The sequence below is a fragment of the Streptomyces sp. NPDC004732 genome (genome assembly GCF_040609235.1).
In the GTDB taxonomy this organism is placed as follows: Bacteria; Actinomycetota; Actinomycetes; order Streptomycetales; family Streptomycetaceae; genus Streptomyces.
Genome location: NZ_JBEXJR010000005.1, coordinates 536,998 through 562,248, shown reverse-complemented (window position 1 = coordinate 562,248; position 25,251 = coordinate 536,998). Strand labels below are relative to the sequence as shown.

General features: G+C 70.6%; 19 protein-coding genes. 6 read left to right on the top strand and 13 right to left on the bottom strand.

What is annotated here, in order from left to right; genetic code table 11:
• Window positions 1-195 precede the first annotated feature (195 nt).
• On the top strand, window positions 196-1,056 hold the full coding sequence (locus tag ABZV77_RS17975; RefSeq protein WP_356257235.1) for an SAM-dependent methyltransferase: 861 nt from the start codon (window positions 196-198) through the stop codon (window positions 1,054-1,056).
• 65 nt (window positions 1,057-1,121) lie between these two features.
• On the opposite strand, the gene ftsH is transcribed toward ABZV77_RS17975, so the two are convergent.
• The 7 genes from ftsH to ABZV77_RS17940 all read right to left on the bottom strand — a co-directional run bounded on the left by ftsH (window position 1,122) and on the right by ABZV77_RS17940 (window position 11,236).
• Window positions 1,122-3,056: an ATP-dependent zinc metalloprotease FtsH gene (ftsH, locus tag ABZV77_RS17970; protein WP_356257232.1), complete on the bottom strand. Its 1,935-nt coding sequence runs from the start codon at window positions 3,054-3,056 to the stop codon at window positions 1,122-1,124.
• 152 nt (window positions 3,057-3,208) lie between these two features.
• Window positions 3,209-4,762 (bottom strand): signal recognition particle protein, encoded by a 1,554-nt coding sequence (gene ffh, locus ABZV77_RS17965; RefSeq protein ID WP_356257230.1) that lies wholly within the window; start codon window positions 4,760-4,762, stop codon window positions 3,209-3,211.
• A gap of 88 nt (window positions 4,763-4,850) precedes the next feature.
• Window positions 4,851-5,063, bottom strand: coding sequence for a hypothetical protein (locus tag ABZV77_RS17960; protein ID WP_356257227.1), 213 nt, complete (start codon window positions 5,061-5,063; stop codon window positions 4,851-4,853).
• Between the two features lie 115 nt (window positions 5,064-5,178).
• Window positions 5,179-7,725, bottom strand: a complete 2,547-nt coding sequence (locus ABZV77_RS17955) for a [protein-PII] uridylyltransferase (protein ID WP_356257224.1) — start codon at window positions 7,723-7,725, stop codon at window positions 5,179-5,181.
• Between the two features lie 56 nt (window positions 7,726-7,781).
• Entirely contained in the window at window positions 7,782-8,120 is a 339-nt protein-coding gene (locus ABZV77_RS17950) for a P-II family nitrogen regulator (protein WP_356257221.1), read from the bottom strand.
• Window positions 8,117-9,496 (bottom strand): ammonium transporter, encoded by a 1,380-nt coding sequence (locus tag ABZV77_RS17945; protein WP_356257218.1) that lies wholly within the window; start codon window positions 9,494-9,496, stop codon window positions 8,117-8,119. The genes ABZV77_RS17950 and ABZV77_RS17945 overlap by 4 nt, the downstream gene beginning before the upstream one ends.
• Window positions 9,497-9,763: 267 nt before the next feature.
• The gene (locus ABZV77_RS17940; RefSeq protein WP_356257215.1) at window positions 9,764-11,236 is read right to left on the bottom strand and encodes a hypothetical protein; all 1,473 of its coding nucleotides are present in this window, start codon (window positions 11,234-11,236) and stop codon (window positions 9,764-9,766) included.
• Between the two features lie 420 nt (window positions 11,237-11,656).
• Here ABZV77_RS17940 and ABZV77_RS17935 point away from each other — a divergent pair, with 420 nt between their 5' ends.
• A complete protein-coding gene (locus ABZV77_RS17935; protein ID WP_356257212.1) occupies window positions 11,657-12,319 on the top strand; it encodes a bifunctional DNA primase/polymerase in 663 nt (220 codons plus the stop codon).
• Between the two features lie 150 nt (window positions 12,320-12,469).
• Here ABZV77_RS17935 and ftsY read toward each other — a convergent pair whose 3' ends face one another.
• Window positions 12,470-13,690, bottom strand: coding sequence for a signal recognition particle-docking protein FtsY (gene ftsY / locus ABZV77_RS17930; RefSeq protein WP_356257209.1), 1,221 nt, complete (start codon window positions 13,688-13,690; stop codon window positions 12,470-12,472).
• Between the two features lie 198 nt (window positions 13,691-13,888).
• Here ftsY and ABZV77_RS17925 point away from each other — a divergent pair, with 198 nt between their 5' ends.
• Window positions 13,889-15,343: a cytosine permease gene (locus ABZV77_RS17925; protein WP_356257206.1), complete on the top strand. Its 1,455-nt coding sequence runs from the start codon at window positions 13,889-13,891 to the stop codon at window positions 15,341-15,343.
• Window positions 15,344-15,457: 114 nt separating this feature from the next.
• Window positions 15,458-16,441, top strand: coding sequence for an LLM class flavin-dependent oxidoreductase (locus tag ABZV77_RS17920; protein WP_356257203.1), 984 nt, complete (start codon window positions 15,458-15,460; stop codon window positions 16,439-16,441).
• 53 nt (window positions 16,442-16,494) lie between these two features.
• On the opposite strand, the gene ABZV77_RS17915 is transcribed toward ABZV77_RS17920, so the two are convergent.
• From ABZV77_RS17915 to ABZV77_RS17900, 4 genes are all read right to left on the bottom strand, one after another.
• The gene (locus tag ABZV77_RS17915) at window positions 16,495-17,919 is read right to left on the bottom strand and encodes a sugar porter family MFS transporter (protein WP_356257200.1); all 1,425 of its coding nucleotides are present in this window, start codon (window positions 17,917-17,919) and stop codon (window positions 16,495-16,497) included.
• A gap of 242 nt (window positions 17,920-18,161) precedes the next feature.
• Window positions 18,162-21,746, bottom strand: a complete 3,585-nt coding sequence (smc, locus tag ABZV77_RS17910) for a chromosome segregation protein SMC (RefSeq protein WP_356257197.1) — start codon at window positions 21,744-21,746, stop codon at window positions 18,162-18,164.
• 277 nt (window positions 21,747-22,023) lie between these two features.
• Window positions 22,024-22,227, bottom strand: coding sequence for a hypothetical protein (locus tag ABZV77_RS17905; protein WP_055551056.1), 204 nt, complete (start codon window positions 22,225-22,227; stop codon window positions 22,024-22,026).
• Between the two features lie 402 nt (window positions 22,228-22,629).
• The gene (locus ABZV77_RS17900; protein ID WP_356257193.1) at window positions 22,630-22,911 is read right to left on the bottom strand and encodes an acylphosphatase; all 282 of its coding nucleotides are present in this window, start codon (window positions 22,909-22,911) and stop codon (window positions 22,630-22,632) included.
• Window positions 22,912-23,039: 128 nt separating this feature from the next.
• On the opposite strand from ABZV77_RS17900, the gene ABZV77_RS17895 reads away from it, so the two are divergent.
• Window positions 23,040-23,963 carry a CAP domain-containing protein gene (locus tag ABZV77_RS17895; RefSeq protein WP_356257190.1) on the top strand — a complete coding sequence of 308 codons (924 nt, stop codon included), beginning with the start codon at window positions 23,040-23,042 and terminating at the stop codon, window positions 23,961-23,963.
• Between the two features lie 61 nt (window positions 23,964-24,024).
• Window positions 24,025-24,405, top strand: a complete 381-nt coding sequence (locus ABZV77_RS17890; protein WP_356257187.1) for a helix-turn-helix domain-containing protein — start codon at window positions 24,025-24,027, stop codon at window positions 24,403-24,405.
• Here the strand turns inward: ABZV77_RS17890 and mutM are convergent.
• Window positions 24,378-25,238, bottom strand: a complete 861-nt coding sequence (gene mutM / locus ABZV77_RS17885) for a bifunctional DNA-formamidopyrimidine glycosylase/DNA-(apurinic or apyrimidinic site) lyase (protein WP_356257184.1) — start codon at window positions 25,236-25,238, stop codon at window positions 24,378-24,380. The genes ABZV77_RS17890 and mutM overlap by 28 nt on opposite strands.
• Between the last annotated feature and the right edge of the window lie 13 nt (window positions 25,239-25,251).

Sequence of the window (25,251 nt, the reverse complement as noted above, 5' to 3'; positions counted from 1 at the left end):
GCCTGCGGAGAGCGCGCATGTTTATCGCAGGGGGCGCACGACGGTGGAACGCAAGCATTGGCCCACAACCCCTGGACTCCACGACGGATGCGGAGTTCTCTGACATACGGGGGGAGTGCGAGCGCACGGCACGGGGGCGGACGAACCATTGGATTACGTCACGGCACTAACTCTCGGCTGATTGGGGCGCATTCGATGACACCAACACTCGTGCAGTCGCACTCCCCACGCGCGGGCGCGGCGCCCCGTGTGGACCTGTGTGCACGCGCGCGTGACTGGGCGGAAATCCAGGAACGGATGCTGGTCCCGCTCTATGAAGCGGTGTATGAACGGCTCGAAGTGGGAGACGGCACCCGGCTCCTCGGCCTCGGCTGCGGTTCCGGACTCGCTCTGCTGATGGCGGCCTCACGGGGCGCCGCGGTCACCGGCGTCGACCCGTCGCAGCCCGAACGGCTCGCTCTCGCGCGCGACCGCCTGCTGCCGGAGGCGACGGGGGACGCACGCGCGCGTGCGGGCACCCGCCTGGTGGAGGGCGGCCCCGCGGACGCGGCGGACCCGGACCTGCCCGCGTACAACCTCATCACGGCCTTCCAGCCGATCGGCTGTATGGCGGGTGACTCCGAAGGGCTGTCCGACCTCCTGGAAGCGGCGTCCCCGCTCGCCGGGCACGGCACTCCAGTGGTGCTCGCCGGCTGGGGGCCTCCGGAGCGTTGCTCGACCTCGTCCGTGCTGAGGGTGGCGACGAAGCTCGCCGACCCGCTCCGGAACACGGGCAGCTGGCGCCCCGCGCTCCGGGACGACCTGGAGGTGGTCGCCGAACGGGCGGGGCTCAAGCCGGACGGGTCGGGCCGGGTCGCATGCCCCTTCGGGTACGCGGACGTGGAGAGCGCGGCACGCGGGCTGCTCTCGACAGGGCTGTTCGACGCGGCGGCGCGGGCGACGGATCAGGCGCAGGTCGACAAGGAGCTGACGGAGGCGCTGCATCCGCATCGGCGCAGGGACGGGACGGTGTGGATGCCGAACATCTTCCGGTACTTGATCGCGCGTACCCCGTAGGGAGGAGTATCGGCCCTCTCCGTAGGGGCGGGGTACGCCGGTCCTCTCCGTAAGGGCGTGGCACGTCAGCCGCTCTTGGTCAGCCGAGTGATGCCCGCGATCCGGTACGCCGCCGCCTCCTCCAGCGTCTCGTTCTCCAGCAGCGCGGCGGACAGGGCGTCCAGTTGGCCACGGTGGTCGCGCAGCTGTCGGCAGGCGCTCTGGTAGCACTCGTCCACGATGCGCCGCATCTCGCCGTCGATCGTGTCGAGGGTCTCCGGGGCGGCCGCGAGACCGTACGCCTGCTGGGCGTCGCTCGGCAGGGCGGAGAGTCGGCCGACCCGCTCGCTCATGCCCCAGCGGGCGACCATGCCGCGGGCGATGTTGGTGACCTGCTCCAGGTCGTTCTCCGCGCCGGTGGTGATGACTCCGTAGACGACGTGTTCGGCGGCCATGCCGCCCAGGGCGCCGATGATGCGCCCACGGAGGTACTCCTCGGTGTAGGCGTATTTGTCGGAGTCCGGGGTCGAGAGCGTCACGCCCAGTGCGCGCCCGCGCGGCACGATCGTGATCTTGCGGACGGGGTCGGCGCCGGGCTGGAGCATGCCGAGCAGGGCGTGCCCGCTCTCGTGATAGGCGGTGCGCCGACGCTCCTCCTCGGGCATCACCAACGGGCGCTCGGCGCCGAGCTGCACCTTCTCCATGGCTTCGGAGAGGTCGGACTGCGTGACCGTACGCTGCTTGCGCTTGACCGCGATGAGGGCGGCCTCGTTGGCGAGGTTGGCGAGCTCGGCGCCGGTCATGCCCGGTGTCGTACGGGCGACCTGGGCGAGGTCGACGTCATCGGCGAGCGGGATGGGCCGCGTGTGGATCTTGAGAATGGCCTCGCGGCCTCCGCGGTCGGGCGGCGAGACGTTGACGACCCGGTCGAACCGCCCCGGCCTGGTGAGGGCGGGGTCGAGGATGTCGGCCCGGTTGGTGGCGGCGAGGACGATCACGCCCTCCGCGCCCGAGAAACCATCCATCTCGGTGAGGATCTGGTTCAGCGTCTGCTCGCGCTCGTCGTGCCCGCCCATGCCGCTGCCGCCGCCCCGGGCGCGTCCGATGGTGTCGATCTCGTCGATGAAGATGATCGACGGCGCGACCTTGCGGGCCTCGGCGAAGAGCTCCCGTACGCGCGAGGCGCCGACGCCCACGATCATCTCGATGAACTCCGAGGCGGAGGCCGAGAAGAAGGGCACGCCCGCCTCTCCGGCGACGGCGCGTGCGAGCAGGGTCTTGCCGGTGCCCGGCGGCCCGGCGAGGAGCACGCCGCGCGGCATCTTGGCGCCCATCTCTCGATAGACGTCGGGGTTCTTCAGGAAGTCGACGACGTCATTGAGCTCGCCCTCGACCTCGTCGATCCCCGCCACGTCCTCGAAGGTGGTCCGCTGCGCGCCGGGCTCCAGTTCGACCGGCTTGGGCGGTGTCTTGCGGCCGAGCATGCCGCCCCCGCCGCCCATCCCCGCGCTCATGCGCCGTGCGATGAAGATCCACAGCACGACGAGCAGGAGCATCGGGGCAAGGGAGATGAGGAGGTTCGACAGGAAGCTGCGCTCCTGCACGACGGGCTCGGCGGTGACGGTGACCTTGTGTTTGGTCAGGTCGTCCCAGAGCTTGTCGTCGGCGAAGGCGGGTCGCTGGGTGGTGAACTTGGTGTACTTCCCCTTCTCGCCGTCCGGCCTCGACTGCTCCTTCTTGAGCTGCCCCTGGATCGCGTCGCCCTTGGAGTAGATCTTCGTGACGTTGCCGGAGTCGACCTGCTTGCTGAACTCCGTGTACGAGATGGTCGGCTCGTCGCCGTCGTTGAAGAAGGAGAGCACGAGGTTGGCGATGAGGTAGACGATCAGCGCCGTCAGGATCAGACCGCCCCAGCCGCCCGGCATCTTCTTCTTCGGCGGCGGTGCGGGCTCGGGCGAGGGCGCGCCCTCGGAGCGCCACGGCTTGTCGGGCGCGCGGTCCGGCGGCACGGGGTTGCTCATATCCGGACGTTACGACACAAACCTGCCCCGGGCACCCGCTCCCCCTCGGAAGGCACCTCCAGGAAACGCCTCCCGGAAAGCACCTCCCGGAAAACGCTTGGGGCGCCCCTCACCAGAGGGGCGCCCCAAGCGGCGTACGACCAGGTCCGAGCTCAGCCCATGAACTTCTTGAACTCGTCCGGCAACTCGAAGTCCTTGCCAGGCTGCGCGCCCGGCAGCCCGAGGGCGGAGCCCGCCTGGTTCGCGGCCTCGCGGCGAGCCGCGGCCTCCTGCTCCTCCTGCTTGCGCTTCATCGGGTTGCCCGACTGCCGCTTGCCCTTGGCCTGCTTCTGCTTCTTCTTCTGCTTGCCGGGACCACCACCCATGCCCGGCATCCCGGGCATACCCGGCATGCCGCCGCCCTGGGCCATGCGGGACATCATCTTCCGCGCCTCGAAGAACCGCTCGACGAGGTTCTTCACCGCACTGACGTCGACACCGGAGCCCTTGGCGATACGGGCACGGCGCGAGCCGTTGATGATCGTCGGCTCTTGACGCTCGGTGGGCGTCATCGACTTGATGATGGCGGCGGTCCGGTCGACGTCACGCTCGTCGAGGTTGTTGATCTGGTCCTTGATCTGCCCCATGCCGGGCATCATCCCGAGCAGCTTGCTGATGCTGCCCATCTTCCTGACCTGCTCCATCTGGGCCAGGAAGTCATCGAGGGTGAAGTCCTGGCCCTTCTTGGAGGCCAGCTTCGAGGCCATCTTCTCGGCCTCTTGCTGCGAGAAGGTCTGCTCGGCCTTCTCGATCAGCGTGAGCATGTCGCCCATGCCGAGGATGCGGGACGCCATGCGGTCCGGGTGGAACGCGTCGAACTCGTCCAGCTTCTCGCCGTTCGAGGCGAACATGATCTGGCGGCCGGTGACCTGCGCGATCGACAGGGCGGCACCACCGCGGGCGTCGCCGTCGAGCTTGGAGAGCACGACGCCGTCGAAGCCGACGCCGTCCCTGAAGGCCTCCGCCGTGTTCACGGCGTCCTGACCGATCATGGCGTCGACGACGAAGAGGACCTCGTCGGGGCTGACCGCGTCGCGGATGTCCGCGGCCTGCTGCATCAGCTCCTGGTCGATGCCGAGGCGGCCCGCGGTGTCGACGATGACGATGTCGTACTGCTTCGTCCGCGCGAACTCGATGGAGTCCTTGGCGACCTGAACGGGGTTGCCGACGCCGTTGCCCGGCTCCGGCGCATAGACACCGACGCCCGCGCGCTCGGCGACCACGCTCAGCTGGTTGACGGCGTTGGGGCGCTGCAGGTCGCACGCCACCAGGAGCGGCGAGTGGCCCTGCCCCTTCAGCCAGAGGCCGAGCTTTCCGGCGAGGGTCGTCTTACCGGCACCCTGCAGACCCGCGAGCATGATGACGGTCGGCGCGGTCTTGGCGAACCGGAGGCGACGCGTCTCACCACCCAGAATGCCAATGAGCTCCTCATTGACGATCTTGATGACCTGCTGGGCGGGATTGAGGGCCTGGGAGACCTCGGCACCGGCCGCGCGCTCCTTGACCTGCTTGATGAAGGCGCGGACGACGGGCAGGGCCACGTCCGCCTCGAGCAGGGCGATGCGGATCTCGCGCGCTGTGGCGTCGATGTCCGCCTCGGACAGGCGGCCCTTGCCCCGGAGGTTCTTGAATGTCGCTGCGAGGCGGTCGGAGAGAGTATCGAACACGGCGGTCGCGAATCCTCGGGTCGGGGGAAGGGGGACAGGTCGCCTTCCAGAGTATCTGTCGATGGCGGGTGCCCGGGGCGCTGGGCGGTCAGCGGTCGCAGAACTCCGTCTCGACGGCCTCGTCCTCCAGGCGCTGCTCGCCTCGGTCGCCGTTGCGGTTCATGGTCATGACGCGTCGGCCGTCCGCCGAAGCGAGCGTCCGGGTCGCGGAGCGCAACTGCCGCTGCTGGGCCGGGGGCAGCAGCTCACCGGCGAGGAGCTTGGGCGACGGCCACGACGGCCACGACGGCCACGGCGGCAAGGACGGTGGCCCACACCATCGGGAACGCCCCGGAATGAACCCGAGGACACACCTTAGGGGCCGCCGTCGTCACGCCAGCCCCCAACTAACCCGCTACCCAACTACCCCGCCAGTACTAGCCTCGCAGCGCCTCCTCCACTCCCCGAGCCACCCCCGCGGCCCCCTCCCCCGCCAACGGCGCCCCGTCCACCCCCGTCACATAGAACGCGTCCACCGCGTTCGCCCCCAGCGTCGACACGTGCGCACTCCGCACCACCACCTCCGCCGCCTCCAGCGCCCGCCCGATCCGGTGCAGGAGGCCCGGTGCGTCCTGGGCCCGTACCTCGATCACCGTGGCGAGCCGCGAGCCCGCCGGTGCGACCGTCACCCGGGCCGGGGGCGCGACCGTTCCCCGGCGCCGGGGATAGGCGGCCTCCCGTTCGGTGAGCCGTGCCTCGATGTCCAGCGAACCGTCAAGGACCCGCACCAGATCGGCCCGCAACCGCGCCGCCTGCGGCATCGAGCCGTACTCAGCCGCAACCCGCCAGCTGAGCAACAGCACCGAGGTCCGTGCCGGATTGGTCCGTGCCGGATTGGTCCGTGCCGGATTCCCCAGGTCGGACGGCAGCGTCAGCTCCCTCAGCTCCGCCGTCCGCACGGCGAGCCGGTGCATCGCCAGCACCCCGGCGACCGCGGACAGCACCCCCGGCCGTTCCGGCACCGCGACCACGAGCTCCACCCCGAGCGGCTCCGGATCCGCCCCCGCCGAGCCCCCCGAGCCCCCCGAGTCAGCCCCCTCGCCCCCCTCCACCCGCGCCCGCAACGAAAGCACCGGCCCACCCGTACGAAACGCCTCCACCGCGAGCCTCTCCTGCTCCGCCGTCGGCGCCGCGTCCTCCGTGGTCTTCTCCTCCGGCGCCTCACCGGACAGCACGGCCGTCACCCGTTTCACCAGGTCGGCGACGAGCGCCCCCCGCCACGCCGACCAGGCCGCGGGCCCGGTGGCCAGCGCGTCCGCCTCGGTCAGCGCGTGCAGCAGCTCCAGCGTGCCGACGGAGCCCACCGCCTCGGCGACGCCCTGCAGCGTCGCGGGGTCGTCGAGGTCGCGCCGCGTGGCGGTCTCCACGAGCAGCAGGTGGTGCCTGACCAGGCGCGCGACGACCGCCACGTCACCCGCGTCGAAGCCGATCCGCGCCGCGACATCCCGGGCGATGATCTCCCCGGCCGCGGAGTGGTCGCCGGGCCACCCCTTCCCGATGTCGTGCAGCAGCGCGGCCACGAGCAGCAGGTCGGGCCGCCCCACCCGCCGCGTCAGCGCGGAGGCCCGCACCGCCGTCTCGACCAGGTGCCGGTCGACCGTCCAGGTGTGGACGGCGTTGCGCTGCGGACGGCACCGCACCCGCTCCCAGTCGGGAAGGAGCCGGGTGACGAGCCCTTCGGCCTCCAGCGCCTCCCACACCTGCACCATCGGCCGCCCCGCCCCGAGCAGCGTCACGAGCTGCTCGCGCGCTTCGGCGGGCCACGGCGTGGCGAGGGGCCGCGTCGAGGTGGCGAGGCGGCGTACGGCGTGCCGGGAGAGCGGGAGGTCCGCCTGCGCGGCGGCCGCGGCGGCCCGCAGCGGCAGCACGGCGTCCCGCTCGGGCCTGGCGGCCCGGGCGAGCACCGCCTCCCCGTCCTGCTCCACGACCCCCTCGGCCAGCGGCGACCGCTCGGCCGCGGCACCCCGACCGCCGTCTGCGCCCCTGCCGCCCAGCATCGCCCGCAGCCGAGGCCGCCCGGCGCGCCCCCGCAGCACGCGCCCGACCTCCCGCCAGGTGACGTCACCGGCGTACGAGACGACGCGCGCGGCCTCGTACACCTGGCGCAGCAGTGTGTCGGCGTCCAGCAGACCGAGCTCGGCGGCGACCTGGTCCTGTTCCTGGAGGGCGAGCCGGTCGGTGGCGCGGCCCGTCGTCAGGTGCAGCGCGTCCCGCACGTCGAGGAGGCGGCGCCTGGCCTCGTCGAGTCCCTCGCGGGGCGCGTCCGCGAGCCATGACGCGGCGACGGCCCGCAGCGCGGTCACGTCGCGCAGTCCACCCCGCGCCTCCTTGAGGTCGGGTTCGAGCAGGTGGCTCAGCTCGCCCTGGCGCTCGGCGCGTTCCTCGCAGAGCTCGCGCAGCTCGGGCAGGCGTTTGGGGGCCTGGTTGCGCCAGTCGGCGAGCACGGTCGTGCGGAGCGCCGCGGTCATCCCGAGGTCCCCGGCGAGGTGGCGGGCGTCGAGCAGCCCGAGGTGCACCTTGAGGTCATCGCCCGCGGTCCTGCGGGCCTCCGCGGGCGTGCGCACGGAGTGGTCGAGGGCGAGCCCGAGGTCCCACACGGGGTACCAGAGGCGATCGGCGAGCGCGGCGAGCTCCTTGGGGTCGGCGCTCCCGTCGTGCAGCAGCAGGAGGTCCAGGTCGCTGCGCGGCGACAGCTCGCCCCGCCCGTAGCCGCCGACGGCGACGAGCGCGGCGCCCCGGGGAACGCCCGCGGAGCCGCCCCCCGCCTCGAAGAGTCCGGCCAGCCAGTCGTCCGTCAGTTCGGCGAGGGCGGAACGGCGCGGCGGCCCGGACCGCGACTCCTCGTGGAGGAGCCGCAGCCGGGCCGCCGCGTAGCCGCTGGGTCCGGAGTCATCCGCTTCAGTACGTACGTCCACACTCGTCACCCGGCAACTCCCGTTCGGTTCTGCTCAGTCGACCCTGCTCGGCCCCCCGGCCCCGCTCACAGCGCGTCGGGGCCGCGCTCCCCGGTCCGCACCCGCACGGCCGTGTCGACCGGGACGCTCCAGACCTTGCCGTCCCCGATCTTGCCGGTGCGGGCGGCCTTCACCACGACCTCGACGAGTTGTTCGGCGTCGTCGTCGTCGGCCAGGACCTCGATGCGGATCTTCGGTACGAGATCGACGGTGTACTCGGCGCCCCGGTAGACCTCGGTGTGGCCGCGCTGGCGTCCGTATCCGCTGGCTTCGGTGACGGTCAGGCCGTGGACGCCGAAGGCCTGCAGCGCTTCCTTGATCTCGTCGAGCCGGTGCGGCTTGACGACCGCGGTGATGAGCTTCATGCGTCCACCTTCTTGTCCGACTTCTTGTTGCGCTGCCCCTGAGCCGTTCCCTGCGCCCCGTCCGCGCCCGGCGCGGGCACCGCCGTACGCGGCAGCGTGCCGCCGCCCGCCCCGCTGAAGTCGTATGCGGTCTCCGCGTGCTCGACCTGGTCGATGCCCGCGACCTCGTCGTCCTCGTCGACCCGCATGCCGATCGTCTTGTCGATGAGGAAGGCGAGGACCGCGGAGGCGACGAGGGAGTACGCGAGGACGGCTCCGACACCGGCGAGCTGCTTCCACAGCTGATCCAGGCCGCCTCCGTAGAGGAGGCCCTGGGCCTTGGACTGCCCGCCGCCGGTGGCGAAGAAGCCGACGAGGAGCGATCCGGCGACGCCGCCGACCAGGTGGACCCCGACGACGTCGAGGGAGTCGTCGTACCCGAACCGGAACTTGAGTCCGACCGCCATGGCGCACAGCACACCCGCGATGGCGCCGATGGCGATGGCGCCGAGCGGCGAGCAGGAGCCGCCGGACGGGGTGATGGCGACGAGGCCCGCGACGGCTCCGGAGGCGGCGCCCAGCGTGGTGCACGCGCCGTGCCTGAGCTTCTCGTAGAGCAGCCAGGCGAGCATGGCGGCGGCGGTCGCGACCTGCGTGTTGACGAACATGAGCGCGCCGACGCCGTCGTCGTTGCCCAGCCACGATCCGGCGTTGAAGCCGAACCAGCCGAACCACAGCAGGGCCGCGCCGAGCATCACGAGCGGCAGCGAGTGCGGTCGCATCGGGTCCTTCTTGAAGCCGACGCGCTTGCCGATGACGAGGATGACGCCGAGCGCCGCGGCTCCGGCGTTGATGTGCACGGCCGTGCCGCCCGCGAAGTCGATGACGCCGAGTTCGAAGGCCCAGCCGCCGGTGCCCCACACCCAGTGCGCGACGGGGAAGTACACGATCGTGGCCCACAGGGCGATGAACAGCGCCCAGGCCGTGAACTTCACGCGGTCCGCGAGGGCACCGCTGATCAGTGCGGGCGTGATGACGGCGAACATCAGCTGGAAAACGGCGAAGACGTAGACCGGGATGGTGTAGCCGTCCCAGAGCTGATTGATGCCGAGCCCGCTGAGCCCTATGTAGTCGCCCTCCCACCCGAAGAGGCTGCCGTGGTCGGTGCCGAACGCTACGGAGAAGCCGTACAGCACCCAGAGGATGGTGACGATCCCGAGGCTGATGAAGCTCATCATCAGCATGTTCAGGGTGCTCTTGACGCGGACCATGCCTCCGTAGAAGAAGGCGAGGCCCGGCGTCATGAGCATCACCAGGGCGGAGCAGATGAGCATGAAGCCGGTGTTGGCGGCAGACAGCTCGGGGGCGTCTGCGGCGATCGTGATGCCTGGGGGCATCGGCGTCTCCTCGCTGTGGGGCCGGTTGTGCGCCAGAGACTGGCCGAGCGCCGTTTCGGCGGGGGCCCCTCGGTGTTTCACCGCAGTGACGAAGAGGTCGTGCGTGTTACGCGGCCATGAACTGCCGGGTCGCACGGGGTGTACCGATCACCCCTGTGCGCGGTACTAGAACCGGCCGCGGCGGCCATCCGGCTGACCTGGCGTGGGGGAGCCGAGTCGGGCTGTTAGGGATGGTCCTGCCGCGGCCGGGGCCGGTCGTGCCGGACGTCAGACCGCCTCCGCGGTCTCCGGCATCTCGATGGCGAGCCGATCGGTGAGCCCCACGACTTCGGCGACGTCACCGAAGTCCCGAACGGCGGTGTCCACGGTCTTGCGCAGACGGGTGTTGACCCGCTCGGAGCGCACCTTCTTGGCGATGTCGAGCGCTTGTCCGGCGAGCACCGTGCTCTGCTCGGGCTCGCGTTGGAGCAGGTGGACGGTGGCTTTGCCGATGAGGTTCAGCGCATACGAACGCTGGTGCTCGACGTCCTTCTGGAAGAGGTCCACGGCTCGCTCCATGACGGGCTCGGCGAGCGAGGCGTACGTCGGGCTGCGGCCCGCCACATAGGCCAGGTCGCGGAACGAGTGGGCGTTCTCCCCGTTCAGCTCGGCCTCGGAGAAGAAGCGGATCCAGTCCGGCTCGGGCTCCCCGAAGTCCTCGGCGTCGGCGAAGGTGTCCTCGGCCATCCGCACGGCCCGCTTGCACTTGCCGGGCTGGCCCATGCTCGCGTACGCCCGGGCCTCCATCGCATACAGCATGGCCTGGGTGCGCGGTCCTGCGCAGTCCCGGCTGCCGTACTGCGCGAGGTGGATCAGTTCGAGCGCGTCGTCGGGCCGGTTCAGGTGGATCATCTGACGGCTCATGCTGGAGAGGATGTACGACCCGAGGGGCTTCTCGCCCGCTTCCTTCGCGGCGTGCAGCGCGAGGACGAAGTACTTCTGGGCGGTGGGCTGGAGTCCCACGTCGTAGCTCATCCAGCCCGCCAGTTCGGCCAGTTCGCCCGCGACCTTGAAGAGGCGCTTGGAGGTGGCTTCGGGCTGGGGCTCCTGCAGCAGGTCCGTCACTTCGTGCAGCTGACCGACGACGGCCTTGCGCCGGAGCCCTCCCCCGCACTGGGCGTCCCACTGGCGGAACATCACCGTCGTGGACTCCAGGAGGTCCAGCTCCGGCTTGGAGAGCCGGGCCGGGCGGCGCGACACGGCGGGCTCGGGGTCCTCGCGCGGCGTGGCGGGCGAGGGCACCAGCCAGCGCTGCATGGGCTCGATGAGGGCGGGCCCCGCGGAGAGGGCGAGCGAGGTGCCGAGGAAGCCGCGGCGGGCGAGCATCAGGTCGCTGCGCGAGAACTCGCTGATGAGGGCGACCGTCTGCGGCCCGGTCCAGGGCAGGTCGACCCCGGAGGTCGCGGGCGTGCGGTGGGCGGCGCGCAGGCCCAGGTCCTCGACGGCGACGACGCAGCCGAACCGCTCGGAGAACAGCTCCGAAAGGATGCGGGGAATCGGCTCGCGCGGATTCTCGCCGTCCAGCCAGCGGCGCACCCGTGAGGTGTCCGTGGAAATGTGGTGTGCACCCAACTGCCGTGCTCTGCGGTTGACTTGCCGGGCCAGCTCGCCCTTGGACCAACCGCTGCGCACGAACCACGACGTGAGCATCTCGTTGGGGCGCTTCTCCGCGTTCGCGCCGCCTCCGCCATTGCCGCTCATTGGAACGCCCCCATCCTTCAAGACACCTGTGCGCTGTACACGGCTAGCCCTAACAGAATGCCGCTACTCGCCGCTGTCCGTCCGGAGAACGTCACCCATCGAACAGGAAACCGACTTGCCTCCGGCATACCCGCGAGTGCTCGAACTTCCAGGGCCGTGTACTGAAAGTAATCCTACGATCACCCCTCCGGCGAGGGCGATCGCGGAAACGCCACCATTCGCCACCCCTTCGAATGAACTCCCTTGCCGCCACAAGCGATTCACTTGACATAGGACGAAGGAAAGTGGGCGCAGAGGAGCGCGCCGGGGCGCATGACACCGGGCGCACCACCTGCTGGACCACCGAGCGCCGTCAGGAACAGAGGGTCACGATCCGATTCCGTCACGTAACCGCGGCACGCTCGACCCGTTGGAGGGGGCATGGGCTTCACGATCGGCGGCACCCGGGGAACCGACAGGCCCCGGGCCGGATCAAGGCGGCGCGGCCGCACGTCGGACTGCACCGCGGTGGCGGAGTACACCGGGCTGTGGGGATGGGACGCGGTGCCCGGCGCCCGCGCCCTGAACGGCGTCTGCTCGTGCGGAGCGGCCGACTGCGCCACTCCCGGCGCCCACCCCCTGGGTTTCGCCCCTGAGGTCCCGGCGGGCGCCACGCTCGACGAAGTGGCGAAAGCCTGGGCGGAGTTCCCCGGCGCGGCGGTCCTGCTGCCGGTGGGGCGCACCTTCGACGTCATCGAGGTGGCGGAGGCCGCGGGGCGGCGCGCTCTGGTCCGGCTCGAGCGGATGGGCCTCCCCCTGGGGCCGGTGGCGGTCACGCCGGACGGCCGGGCACAGTTCTTCGTCGCACCCGGCGCCGCGGCCGAACTCCCCCAGCTGCTCTACCGCATGGGCTGGGACGACGCCGCCCTGGACCTGCACGGGCTGGGCCAGGGCACCCACATCACCGCACCCCCGTCCGACCGCGGCGGCCTCGGCCCGGTCCACTGGCTCCGCTCGCCCGAGCTCGACTCGGCGACGAACCCGCCACAGGCCCGCCTGCTGCTCGGAACCCTGGCGTACGTGGCGCACCGCTCCCCCGCATAGCGCCCCACCCCGACCCGCCCACGAGCCGTCGCACAGCGCCATCCGGTCCGGGGGACGGAAGGGCCCCCTCGCATCTGCACCATGCGAGGGGGCCCTTCACTTCGTACGGATCACTTCGTACGGATCACTTCAGACGAGGAGTGCTGACTCTCAGTCCCCGATGAGCGCGTCGACGAACGCCTCGGGCTCGAACGGCGCCAGGTCGTCCGCGCCCTCACCGAGGCCGATCAGCTTGACCGGCACGCCCAGCTCGCGCTGCACGGCGACGACGATGCCGCCCTTGGCGGTGCCGTCGAGCTTCGTGAGGACGATGCCCGTGATGTCGACGACCTCGGCGAAGACCCGCGCCTGCACCAGGCCGTTCTGTCCGGTCGTGGCGTCGAGGACGAGCAGCACCTCGTCGAGCGGGGCGTGCTTCTCGACGACGCGCTTGACCTTGCCGAGCTCGTCCATGAGACCGGTCTTGGTGTGCAGCCGGCCCGCGGTGTCGATGAGGACGACGTCCGCGCCGTCCGCGATGCCCTCCTTGACCGCGTCGAAGGCGATCGACGCCGGGTCGCCGCCCTCGGGGCCGCGCACCGTGCGGGCGCCGACGCGCTCGCCCCAGGTCTGCAGCTGGTCGGCGGCGGCCGCGCGGAAGGTGTCCGCGGCGCCGAGGACGACCGAGCGGCCGTCGGCGACGAGGACGCGTGCGAGCTTGCCGGTGGTGGTGGTCTTGCCGGTGCCGTTCACACCGACGACCATCACGATGCCGGGCGTCTCCAGGCCCGACTCGGTCTTGACCGTACGGTCGAATTCCGGTCCGACCAGCGCCACGAGCTCCTCGCGCAGGAGGTTGCGCAGTTCGTCCGGGGTGCGGGTGCCGAGCACGCGGACGCGCTCGCGGAGGCGCTCGACCAGTTCCTGGGTGGGCGCGACGCCGACGTCGGCGGTGAGGAGCGTGTCCTCGATCTCCTCCCACGTGTCCTCGTCCAGGTGCTCGCGGGAGAGGAGCGTGAGCAACCCCTTGCCGAGTGCGTTCTGCGAACGCGAAAGGCGCGAGCGCAGACGGACCAGGCGACCTGCCGTGGGCTCCGGGGTCTCGATCTCCGGTGCGGCCGGCTCTTCGACGGCCGGTTCCTCGACAACCGGCGCCGACGCCGACGGCTCGGCGCCCGGGAGTTCCACCTCCTCGATCGTGCGGCGCGGTTCGTCGCGCGGCGTCTCGGCCTCGTCGCCGACCTTCGGTTCGGCGGGAGGGGCGGTGATGGTGGGCGTACTGGACGGGGCCTGCGGGGGCAGCTGCTTCTTCTTGCGGCTGCCGATCACGAGCCCGCCGAGCGCGCCGATCACGACCACGGCGATGACTACAGCAAGGATGACGATTTCCATAACCCGTCCAGTATCGGCCATGGCCCCCGGAGAGGCCCAGCTTGTGTTTTCCTCCAAAGAACATATGCCTAGGGAGGGCACTACTCGGACTAAAGTACGATGGAGCTCGCCGCATCAACGCGCGTAGAGTCCATCGCGATCACCCCCACCGACGGATCGCGACGTTGCGAGCCGAGCGAGAGGCACGGACCCACCCCCATGAGCAGCAGCACCACTGCCGAATCCGAAGGCGCCCTCGAGACGCGCGGCCTTGAGCCCGTCCCGGACGCCGAGCGCACGGGCAAGACCCGCGAGCTGTTCCCCACCTGGGTAGCGGCCAACATCAGCGTCCTGCTGCTCACCATGGGTGCGGGCCTGATCGTCTCCAACCGCCTGAACATCTGGCAGGTCCTGGTCGTCGCGCTCGTCTCGCCCCTGCTGAGCTACGGCATGGTCGGCCTCATCTCCATCGCGGGCAAGCGCGGCGGCTCGCCGGGCATGACGCTCTCGCGTGCGGTGTTCGGGCAGCGCGGCAACCTCTTCCCGGGCGCGCTGATCTGGGTGGCCCGCTGGGGCTGGGAGACGATCAACGCGGTCACGGGCGCGTACGCGATCATCACGGTCCTGAACATCTGCTTCGGCGTGGAGTCCAGCACCTGGCTGACCGTCGTCACGCTGGTCGCCTTCGTCTCCTGCACGTTCCTGATCAGCGGTCTCGGCCGGAAGATCCTGCACATCTGCAGCACCTGGTCGACGTACGCCTTCGGCGCCTTCAGCGTGCTCGTGCTGGTCTACCTCATCGCGGAGACCGACTGGTCGGCCGTCTTCGACAAGCCCGCGGGCTCCACCGCGATGATGGTCGCGGGCGTCGGCACGATCGCCGCGGGCGGCATCAGCTGGGTCCCCACCGGCCCGGACTTCACCCGCTACCTCCCGCGCGCCGCCTCGAACAAGCCGCTGATCGGCCACGCCATCGGGGGCGCGGGCATCGTCGTCGTCCCGATGGTCCTGATGGGCGCCGTCATGGCGGTCTCCGACCCGAAGCTCTCTTCGGCGCAGGACCCGGTCTCCTTCCTCGGCGAGCTGCTCCCCATGTGGATCGCGGTGCCGTACCTGCTGATGGCGCTGATCGGCATGCTGCTGATCAACTCGATGTCGATGTACTCCGCGGGCTTCACCGCCATGACGCTCGGCATCAAGGTCCCGCGCGCGTGGGCGGTCAGTGTGAACGCGGTCATCAGCCTGATCTTCGGCTACATCCTGATGAACGTGGCGACGAGCTTCATGGGCTCGTTCATCTCCTTCCTCACCCTGCTCGCGGTCGCGTTCTCCGCCTGGATCGGCGTCTTCGGCATCGACATGCTGCGCCGCAAGACGTACGACGGCACGGCCCTGATGGACACCACGCGCACGAGCGCCTACTGGTACAAGGCAGGCTTCGCCTGGCAGGCCATGACGGCGTGGGCGGTCGCCCTCGTCGGGGGCCTGCTCTTCACCAAGGTCGACTGGTTCAGCGGCCCGCTCGCCACGTCCTGGATCGGGCGCCACGGCCTCGGCTGGCTGACCACGATCGTGATCGCGGCCGTGCTGTACGCGGTCCTGCCGAAGACCCCCCTGGTCGAGACCGCGGCCGCGGGCAAGGACGACGGAGAGGCCGAGCTGGTCTCCGCCTGATCCTCGCCAACTTCCCCGCGAAGTCCGCCGACTTCCGCACGGGGCTACCCATCTGACACTGCGTCAACTACCGTCCCCCTTCGCCGCCCACGCACGGTGAAGGGGGACGTTTCCATGCCCGCCACAGTCGTACGGTTCAACCTCGTCGATCCCGCCGCGACACCCGCCTCGTTGAGCGAGCGCTATCGGGCCGCCCTGGAGATGGCCACGTACGCGGACGACCGCGGCATCTCCACGATCCAGACGGAGGAGCACCACGGCGCCGAGAACAACTGGATCTCCTCGCCCTTCACGTTCGCGGGCGCGGTCTTCGGCGCGACCCGGCGCATCGCGGTGACGGTGTCCGCGATCATCGGCCCGCTGCACGACCCGCTGCGGCTCGCCGAGGACATCGCCGTGCTCGACCTGCTGAGCGCGGGACGCCTGGTCACGGTCGCAGGGATCGGCTACCGGCCCGAGGAGTACGAGCAGTCAGGCGTCGACTGGAGTAGTCGCGGCAAGCTCCAGGACGAGCTCCTGGAGACGCTGCTTGCGGCCTGGACGGGCGAGCCCTTCGCCTTCCGCGGCCGCACGGTGCGGATCACGCCGCGCCCCTTCACCCGGCCCCATCCGCTGCTGCTCGTCGGCGGCTCGTCGAAGGCGGCAGCCCGGCGCGCGGCCCGGCTCGGACTGCCGTTCTTCCCGAGCGCCCATCTGCCCGACATCGAGGCGTACTACCAGGAACAGCTCGTGGCGCACGGCACCGAGGGCTGGACGATGATGCCCGCCGCCGAGACTCCGCTGCTGCACGTCGCCGACGACCCGGACCGCACCTGGGCCAAGCACGGCGAGCACTTCCTGCACGAGGCCCGCACCTATGCCTCCTGGCAGTCCAAGGACATCCGCTCGGCGGTGAAGTCGGCGGCCACCACGGTGGAGGAGCTGCGCGCCGAGGGCGTCTACCGCATCCTGACGCCCGATCAGTGCGTCGAATACGCGAAGAGCGGCACCGGCAGCCTCATCCTGCACCCGCTCGCGGGCGGTATGCCGATCGACGAGGGCTGGCGGAGCCTGCATCACTTCTGCGAAAACGTACTGCCCCGGCTGAAGGACAAGTGAGCACGAGTCCTTCGGCCGGGGCAGCTTCCTGAAGAGGAGGGGGGCAGCGGGGTTTAGCCCATCTCCTCCAGGGCCTTGCCCTTCGTCTCCTTGACGAACTTCATGACGAAGGGGATCGAGATCGCGGCGAAGGCGCCGTAGATGATGTACGAGCCGGTCAGCGACCACTCGGACATGCTCGGGAAGGTCTTGGTGATCGCGAAGTTGGCGAGCCACTGGGCGGAGGCGGCCACACCGAGCGCGGCGGCGCGGATCCGGTTCGGGAAGATCTCGCCGAGCAGCACCCAGACGACGACGCCCCAGGACAGCGCGAAGAAGAGCACGAAGGCGTTGGCGGCGATGATCGCGGTCAGGCCCTGCGCGTTCGGCAGCGCGACGGTGTCACCGGAGCCGGTCCGGTACGAGAACGCCCACGCCATGGTGAACAGGGCCGCGGCCATGCCCGCGGAGCCGATGATGGCGAGGGGCTTGCGGCCGATGCGGTCGACGAAGATCATCGCGATGACCGTACCGACGATGTTCACGATCGACGTCTCGAACGAGTACAGGAACGAGCTGCTCGGGTCCTTGCCGATCGACTGCCACAGCTGGTTCGAGTAGTAGAAGATCACGTTGATGCCGACGAGCTGCTGGAAGACCGAGAGGCCGATGCCGATCCAGACGATCGGCAGGAAGCCGACCTTGCCGAGCAGGTCCTTGAAGGACGGCTTGTGCTCCCGGTCCATGCCGCGTTCGATCTCGGTGACGCGGGCGTCCAGGTCGATGCCCGTGCCCTCGACCTCGCCGAGCACCTTGCGCGCCTCGGTGTGCCGTCCCGCCGAGATCAGGAAGCGCGGCGACTCGGGAATGATGAAGGACAGCAGGCCGTAGAGGACCGCAGGGACGACCATGACGCCGAGCATCCACTGCCAGGCCTCGAGGCCCCCGATCTTGCCGCGCTGGTCGCCGTCGGCCATGTTCAGGATGCCCCAGTTGACCAGCTGGGAGACGGCGATGCCGATGACGATGGCGGCCTGCTGGAACGAGGCGAGGCGGCCGCGGTAGGCGGGCGGCGCGACCTCGGCGATGTAGGCCGGGCCGATGACCGAGGCCATGCCGATGCCGATGCCGCCGATGAGGCGCCACATCGTGAGGTCCCAGGCGGCGAACGGCAGGGCCGAGCCGACGGCGCTGGCCGCGAAGAGGACGGCGGCGATCTGCATGCAGCGGATGCGGCCGATGCGGTCGGCGATGCGTCCGGCCACGGCGGCACCGACGGCACAGCCGAGGAGTGCGGTGGCGATGATCCAGCCGAGCATGTTGGCGTCGACATCGAAACGGTGCTGGATGGCGACGGTGGCGCCGTTGATCACCGAACTGTCGTAGCCGAAGAGGAAGCCACCCATCGCGGCGGCTGCCGTAATGAAGATGACATGGCCGAGATGGTCCGGGTGAGCCTCTCTGGCTCCGGACTCAGGCGCCTGCGATGTGCTGGTCACGTGTACTCCTCGGGCCACCGGCAGCGTTGCCGGGGGTGGGGGCGAGCTCTTCAAGTGGCGCACAACTTCACGCCGCCCACCACCTGAAGGTAAAAGCAACGTTGCAGAGACTATGCCTTCAAGTTTCGAAGTCAATAGGTGGGCTGCTGTGAATTTATGGGCACCCTGAGGCTACGTATGTTCAAGTCTTGAAGCCTTGAAAGGAGACGCTGGGCCCCTCTGAGGGGGATCCCAGGGGAGGTCTAGCGGAGGCGCTGGCTGATGACCTTCGAGACGCCGTCGCCCTGCATCGAGACGCCGTACAGCGCGTCCGCGACCTCCATCGTGCGCTTCTGGTGCGTGATCACGATGAGCTGCGAGGCCTCCTGCAGCTCCTGCATGATGCGGATGAGCCGCTGCAGGTTGGTGTCGTCGAGCGCCGCCTCGACCTCGTCCATCACATAGAACGGGCTGGGCCGCGCCTTGAAGATCGAAACGAGCAGCGCGACGGCCGTCAGCGACCGCTCGCCGCCGGAGAGCAGCGAGAGCCTCTTGACCTTCTTGCCGGGCGGCCGGGCCTCGACGTCCACACCGGTGGCGAGCATATTGTCGGGATCCGTCAGGATCAGCCGTCCCTCACCGCCGGGGAACAGCCGCGAGAAGACACCCTCGAACTCCCGGGCCGTGTCGTAGTAGGCCTCGGTGAAGACCTGCTCGACGCGCTCGTCCACCTCCTTCACCACCTGGAGGAGGTCGGTCCGCGTCTTCTTCAGGTCTTCGAGCTGCTCGCTCAGGAACTTGTGGCGTTCCTCCAGCGCCGCGAACTCCTCAAGGGCCAGCGGGTTCACCTTCCCGAGCTGCTGATACGCCCGTTCGGCTGACCTGAGCCGCTTCTCCTGCTCTCCCCGGACGAACGGCACCGGCAGGTTGCGCGGATGCTGCGGGTCCTCCGGCAGCTCCTCGCCCTCGGCGGCGGGCGAGGGCGGCACGGGCTGATCGGGGCCGTAGTCGGCCACGAGTCCCGCCGGCTCCACACCGAGCTCCTCCAGTGCCTTGGTCTCCAGCTGCTCGATCCGCAGCCGCTTCTCAGCTCCGAGTACCTCGCCCCGGTGGACTGAATCCGTCAATTTGTCGAGCTCGGCCTTGAGGTCGCGGCCCTGGCCCCGCGCGGCGAGCAGATCCCGCTCCCGCACCTCCTTGGCCCGCTCGGCGGCGGTGCGCTCCTCGTCCGCGCGGACGAGCGAGACCTCGACGTGGGCGAGCAGCTGACGCCCGCCGGACGCGACGGCCTCGGCGACCGCGGCCTCGTGGCGCAGCCGCGCCCTGCGCTGCTCGGCACGCGCGCGTGCCTCACGTTCGGCGCGGGCGGCCCGGTCCAGGGAGTCGGCGCGGCCCGCGAGCGCCTTCACCCGCTCCTCGTGCGTACGCGCCTGGAGCCTGGCCTCCATCTCGGTCTGCCTGGCGTTGGCCCCGTCGGCGGCGAGCCGGTCGCGCACGGAAGTGTCGGGCTCCTCCTCGCCGTCGGGAGACGCCTCCTCGGCGACGACGAGCCGCTCTGCGAGCTCCTCGGCGTCCTGAACGGCCTGGTCAAGGGCGTCCTGCGCCTTGGCCGCGGCGGCGGTGCTGCGCTCGGCCTCGCCCGCGGCGCCCCGCGCCTGTCCGGCGAGCGCCCCCAACTGCTGCGCCACGGAGGACTTCTCCCGGTCGGCGGCCCTGCGCCGCTCCCCCAGCTCCTCGACGAGCGCCGCGCATTCCTTGCGCCGCTCCCCCGCACGCTCCTGCGCCTGCGCCAGCTCCTCGCACTGGGCGGCGAGCCGCTCGAGCTCCTCGGCGGCCTCGTCGACGGACGCCTGCACTTCGAGCAGGCTCGGCGCCCCCGCGGACCCGCCCTGCGCGAAGTGCGCCCCGAGCAGATCCCCTTCGGCGGTGACGGCGGTCAGCTCGGGGCGCGCGTGGATGAGGTCCTCGGCGTCCTCCAGCGTGCCCACGGCGACGATCCCGCGCAGCAGCCGCCGCACACCGGGCATCAGCTCGTCGGGTCCCCGCACGAGATCGGCGACGTACGGCGGCCCGCCGGGACGCTCCTGCTGTACGTCTCGTACGTCGCGTGCCCCGTGTGCATCGTCACAGGCGCCGCCGAGCAGCAGCGCCGCACGCCCCGCGTCCTGCTTGCGCAGCAGCCGGATGGCTTCGGCGGCCGTGCCGGGACCGTTCACGGCGACGGCGTCGGCCGCGGCACCGAGCGCGGCGGCGACCGCCACCTCGTGGCCCGGGGCGACGGTGAGCAGGGTGGCGGCCGGGCCGAGCACCCCGGTGAGCTGGTCCTTGGCGGCGAGCAGCGCGCCCGTGCCGTCCTTGCGCCGCAGGCCGAGCGCGAGCGCCTCGTGCCGGGCGGCGACCGCGGCCCGCTTGCGCTCGGCGGCGGTCGCTTCCTCCCGCGCCGCGGTGAGCGCGGCCTCGGCCTCGGTGAGCTGCCGCTTCGCCGTGTCGTGCCGCTCGCCGAGCTCGGCGTCGTCCGCGTCGAGCCCGTCGACCTCGGCCTTGAGCTGCTCGTACGCCTCCTGGGCCGTGACCGCGCGCTCGGCGGCCTCGTCCCGTGCGACGGCGAGCCGGTCGATCTCGGCCTGGGCGGACGCCGCCCGCGACCGGGCCGCGTTGACCTGCCCGGTCAGCCGGGCGAGCCCTTCGCGCCGGTCGGCGATGGCCCGTGCCACGTCCTTGAGGCGGCGTTCCTCGACGGCCAGTTGGCGTTCGAGGTCGGAGCGGTGGGTGACCGTGTCGTCCAGGGCGTGTTCGGCGGCCTCCAGCGCGGCTTCGAGCTCGGCCTCCTGTTCGCGGATCCGGGCGGCCTCGCGCTCCAGGTCCTCGGGGTCGCGGCCGCGCCGCTCGTCGGGCGGCGCGGCGGTGGCGCTCTTGATCCGGGCGTCGGCCAGCGAGACGGTGCCGCGCACCCGCTCGGCCAGCTGCGACAGCTCGTACCAGGTCTGCTGGGCGCGCTGCAGCCGTGGCGTGAGGCGGCGTACCTCTTCTTCGAGCTGGGCCTCGCGGTGCAGGGCGGCCTTCAGCTCGGCCTCGGCGCTCTCCTTGCGCTCCTTCAGCGCGGCTTCGTCGGCGACCTCGGCGTTCAGCGCCGTGCGCAGGCGCACCAGGTCGTCGGCGAGCAGTCGCAGGCGGGTGTCGCGCAGGTCGGCCTGGATGACGGCGGCCCTGCGTGCCACGGCGGCCTGGCGGCCGAGGGGCTTGAGCTGGCGTCGCAGCTCGTCCGTCAGGTCCTGGACGCGTGCCAGGTTGGCCTGCATCGCGTCGAGCTTGCGCAGCGCCTTCTCTTTGCGCTTGCGGTGCTTGAGGACGCCCGCGGCCTCCTCGATGAACGCGCGCCGCCCCATCGGGTCGGCGTGCAGCACCCCGTCGAGCTGCCCCTGCCCGACGATGACGTGCATCTCGCGGCCGATGCCGGAGTCGGAGAGCAGTTCCTGGATGTCGAGGAGGCGGCAGGTGTCGCCGTTGATCTGGTACTCACTGCCGCCGTTGCGGAACATGATCCGCGTGATGGTGACCTCGGCGTACTCGATGGGCAGCGCGCCGTCGGAGTTGTCGATGGTGAGCGAGACCTCGGCGCGGCCGAGCGGGGGCCGCCCGGTGGTGCCGGCGAAGATGACGTCCTCCATCTTGCCGCCGCGCAGGGATTTGGCGCCCTGCTCGCCCATGACCCAGCTCAGCGCGTCCACGACGTTGGACTTGCCGGAGCCGTTGGGTCCGACGACGCAGGTGATGCCCGGCTCGAACTTCAGCGTCGTCGCCGACGCGAAGGACTTGAAGCCGCGCAGGGTCAGGGCCTTGAGATGCACGCCGTCGGACTCTACCTCCCGCCCGCCTCCCACCGCCGCCCTTGTAGGTGGCGCTGCGCGCCGCACCTTTTGATTCGACCGTTTCACCCATGAAGGTGCAGGGCACATCAGACGGTAAAGGCGACAGCGTACGCGGGGGCAAGAAAGAAGGGACGCCGAAGCGTCCCTTGCATATCTGATGCCTATCTGAAGACAAGCGGCTGACACTGACAGCCTGACCACTTGTGCTTACCGCGGGCCCATGAGCGAGGCCCTTGTGTTCGTGATCGGGTAGGGGTCAGGTGAGCGCAGGCTCCGCCTGGGGTACGTCGATGCTCTCCAGGAGCGATTCGTGAGAAGCGGCAGCCGCGAGCGCGTCGTTCTCGGCCTGGATCCGGCCGAGCTCGGATTCCAGGTCCTGGACGCGCTGCTGGAGCCGTCGCATCTCGGCGAGAAGTCGCGGGTCGCTGCCGCCGACGTAACCGAGAAGCGCCTTTGCCATGATGGATGGTCCTCCACACTGAGTGACCGACCGAAGCGGTGTGGGTCGTGAGGGAATCGCACCCGCGGTGCTTGGCACTCTTTGTTTCGCTTGGTCTTGCTGGCCGTTCTCACATGCCAAACAGCTAAGGTGCGCGGGGCTTCCAGAGTCTCACCAAAAAGTTTGACGGTCAACACGATCACACCCCGTATTGGCGGGCGACCCGGGGGCACGCGGCCCGGAAACGGGCGGCGCTGCTACTCCTTCGGGGCCCTGGGGGCGTGGAGATCATCCTTACTTGCGGAGCCTGCCACGGCAAGTGGTTCTTGGCAACCACCAGGCCTTTTCTGCCTCAGGCAGTTGCCTGGGACACGCGTCCGGCGGCCCGGCGCACCCGTCCCACCGCGTTCGCCCGGGTCAGGGTCAGCGAATGGCGAACGTCTCGTATATGCCACGTGGTGTGTCCCAGATCTCGGTGACTCCGTCGACGCGGCCGGGTGTGTCGCCGTCACGGAGCCAGTCGAGCAGCTCCTGACAGCCTTTCCTGGACCCCTCGGCGACGACCTGCACGCGGCCGTCCTCCAGATTGAGAGCAAAACCACTCAGGCCGCCGATCTCCAGCGCCCTGGCCCGCGTGAACCAGCGGAATCCCACGGCCTGCACGCGTCCGCGCACCCAGGCGGTGAGTCGTACGTCTTCGTTCATGGGTGCACGCTAACCGGCCAATTGCTCAGTGAGCACTTCGTCCCCATGCGCCATCGCGTACAGTCGCGAATCGATGAGCCTCACTCATATGGGTGAGTCACGCTGATCTTAGGACGAAAGGCCAGGAGATGGGACGCCACCGACGCTCCGGCGCTGGACAGGCCGCCGCCACCCCTGAGCAGCACCCGGGGACCGTGTCGCACCGCCGCAAGGGCCGCGCCGCCACCCCTGTGCGCACGGGCCTGCTCGGTGTTTCCGCCGCCGTCGCGATGGGGGCCGTCGCGGTCGCCGCGGGCGTGCTCCCTGGCAGTGACAACTACCAGCTGGGCGGCGGGGGCGACCCCGGCAAGGTGCGGTCCGCGGCCGCGCCGACCGAGGTGGACGCCCAGGGCGGCAAGGGCGACAGCGCCGACCGGGGCGAGCCGTCGCCGAGCCGCGGCACCGGCCGCTCCGACGCGCCGGAGCCCACTCCCTCCAAGGCCGACCCGAAGCCTTCGAAGACGCCGTCCGAGAAGTCGTCGGCGCCCGCCGCGCCGAAGAAGGATGCCGACAAGCCCGGCAACGGCGGCAAGGGTGACAAGGACGGCAAGTCGACGCCGAGCCCGTCCCGTACGCCCGAGGAGAAGCCCAAGGCTCCCCCGGCGAGCTCCACGTCGTCGTCCGGCGAGAGCGACGAGAGCACAGCCGAGGCCGCGGTGCTCACGCTCGTCAACCAGGAGCGGGCCAAGGCGGGCTGCCGTCCGCTGCGGGCCGACGACCGGCTCGCCGCGCTGGCCGGTGACTTCAGCGCCGACATGGCGGCGCGCGACTTCTTCGACCACACCGACCCGGACGGCGCGACGCCGTGGGACCGCGCCGAGAAGGCGGGCATCAAGAACCTGGGCGGCGAGAACATCGCCCGCGGCCAGGCCAACGCGCAGTCGGTGATGGACGCCTGGATGAACAGCGCGGGCCACCGCGCCAACATCCTCAACTGCGACTACAAGACCCTCGGCGTCGGGGCGCACTTCGCGCCGGGCGGCCCGTGGTGGACGCAGGACTTCGGCTTCTGAGACCGCCGCCCGAGCTCGGCGCTAACTATTCGAAAGCGCTGTGCGGGAGTATGGTGTCAAGATGGAATCCAAGGACCTGGCGTACGACGTGTTCTCCCGCCAGTGCCCGTCGCGGGGCACGCTGGAGCACGTCACCGGACGCTGGGGGGCGCTCACGCTGGGCGCGCTGCACGACGGCACGCTGCGCTTCAACGAACTGCGCCGCCGTGTCGACGGCGTGAGCGAGAAGATGCTGTCCCAGACCCTGCACGCGCTGGAGCGCGACGGCCTGGTGCACCGTGACGCACAGCCGACCAACCCGCCGCGCGTGGACTATGCGCTCACCCCGCTGGGGCGGGAGGTCGCCGAGCGCCTGCTGGCCCTGATCCACTTCGTGGAGGGCCGACAGGACGACGTGGTGAAGGCCCAGGAGCGTTACGACGCGGCGCGCGGCGGCCGCTGACAGCGCGGGCAGAAGTAGCTGGACCTGTTCATCCAAGGGCGCCTGCGGATCGCGGCGCCACAGCGGCGGCACGGCTCGTTCTCCCGGCCGTAGGCGTCCAACGACCGGTCGAAGTAGCCCGATTCGCCGTTCACGTTGACGTAGAGACTGTCGAAGCTGGTGCCTCCGACGGCGAGGGCCGCGTTCATCACGTCCCGTACGTGGCCGAGGAGTTCGGCCGTGCGCGGGCGCGTGAACGCCCCGGTGGGCCGCTCGTAGTGCAGCTTCGCGCGCCACAGCGCCTCGTCCGCGTAGATGTTGCCGACGCCGCTGATCAGCGACTGGTCGAGCAGCGCCCGCTTGATCGTCGTACGCCGACGGCGCAGCGCGAGGTGGAAGGCGTCGTCGTCGAACACGGTGTCGAGCGGGTCGCGCGCGATGTGCGCGATGACGTCCGGCAGCCCGTCCGGGGTGTTGTCGTGGAGCGAGAGACCGCCGAAGGTGCGCTGGTCGACGAAGCGGAGCTCGGTGCCCTGCACGTCCGCGAAGCGCATCCGGATCCTCAGGTGCTTCTCGTCCGGCGCCGCCTGGGGCTGCACCAGGAGCTGGCCGCTCATGCCCAGGTGCGCCAGGACGGACTGCCCCGAATCGGCGAGCGGCAGCCACAGGTACTTGCCGCGCCGCTGGACGAGACCGATCCGGTGCCCCGTCAGCCGGCTCCCGAAGTCCTCGCCGCCCGCCACGTGCCGTCTCACCGCACGCGGATGCAGCACCTCCACGTCGGCGACGACGCGCCCACTGACCCAGCGCTCCAGACCGCGCCGGACGACTTCGACTTCGGGCAACTCGGGCATGGGTCTCCTTCGG

Excerpts from the sequence above, each read along its gene's own strand:
- ABZV77_RS17975 (WP_356257235.1), top strand. The coding sequence starts at position 196 with ATGACACCAACACTCGTGCAGTCGCACTCCCCACGCGCGGGCGCGGCG.
- ftsH (WP_356257232.1), bottom strand. The coding sequence starts at position 3,056 with ATGAGCAACCCCGTGCCGCCGGACCGCGCGCCCGACAAGCCGTGGCGC.
- ABZV77_RS17950 (WP_356257221.1), bottom strand. The coding sequence starts at position 8,120 with ATGAAGCTCATCACCGCGGTCGTCAAGCCGCACCGGCTCGACGAGATC.
- ABZV77_RS17945 (WP_356257218.1), bottom strand. The coding sequence starts at position 9,496 with ATGCCCCCAGGCATCACGATCGCCGCAGACGCCCCCGAGCTGTCTGCC.
- ABZV77_RS17940 (WP_356257215.1), bottom strand. The coding sequence starts at position 11,236 with ATGAGCGGCAATGGCGGAGGCGGCGCGAACGCGGAGAAGCGCCCCAAC.
- ABZV77_RS17935 (WP_356257212.1), top strand. The coding sequence starts at position 11,657 with ATGGGCTTCACGATCGGCGGCACCCGGGGAACCGACAGGCCCCGGGCC.
- ftsY (WP_356257209.1), bottom strand. The coding sequence starts at position 13,690 with ATGGAAATCGTCATCCTTGCTGTAGTCATCGCCGTGGTCGTGATCGGC.
- ABZV77_RS17925 (WP_356257206.1), top strand. The coding sequence starts at position 13,889 with ATGAGCAGCAGCACCACTGCCGAATCCGAAGGCGCCCTCGAGACGCGC.
- ABZV77_RS17920 (WP_356257203.1), top strand. The coding sequence starts at position 15,458 with ATGCCCGCCACAGTCGTACGGTTCAACCTCGTCGATCCCGCCGCGACA.
- ABZV77_RS17905 (WP_055551056.1), bottom strand. The coding sequence starts at position 22,227 with ATGGCAAAGGCGCTTCTCGGTTACGTCGGCGGCAGCGACCCGCGACTT.
- ABZV77_RS17900 (WP_356257193.1), bottom strand. The coding sequence starts at position 22,911 with ATGAACGAAGACGTACGACTCACCGCCTGGGTGCGCGGACGCGTGCAG.
- ABZV77_RS17895 (WP_356257190.1), top strand. The coding sequence starts at position 23,040 with ATGGGACGCCACCGACGCTCCGGCGCTGGACAGGCCGCCGCCACCCCT.
- ABZV77_RS17890 (WP_356257187.1), top strand. The coding sequence starts at position 24,025 with ATGGAATCCAAGGACCTGGCGTACGACGTGTTCTCCCGCCAGTGCCCG.
- mutM (WP_356257184.1), bottom strand. The coding sequence starts at position 25,238 with ATGCCCGAGTTGCCCGAAGTCGAAGTCGTCCGGCGCGGTCTGGAGCGC.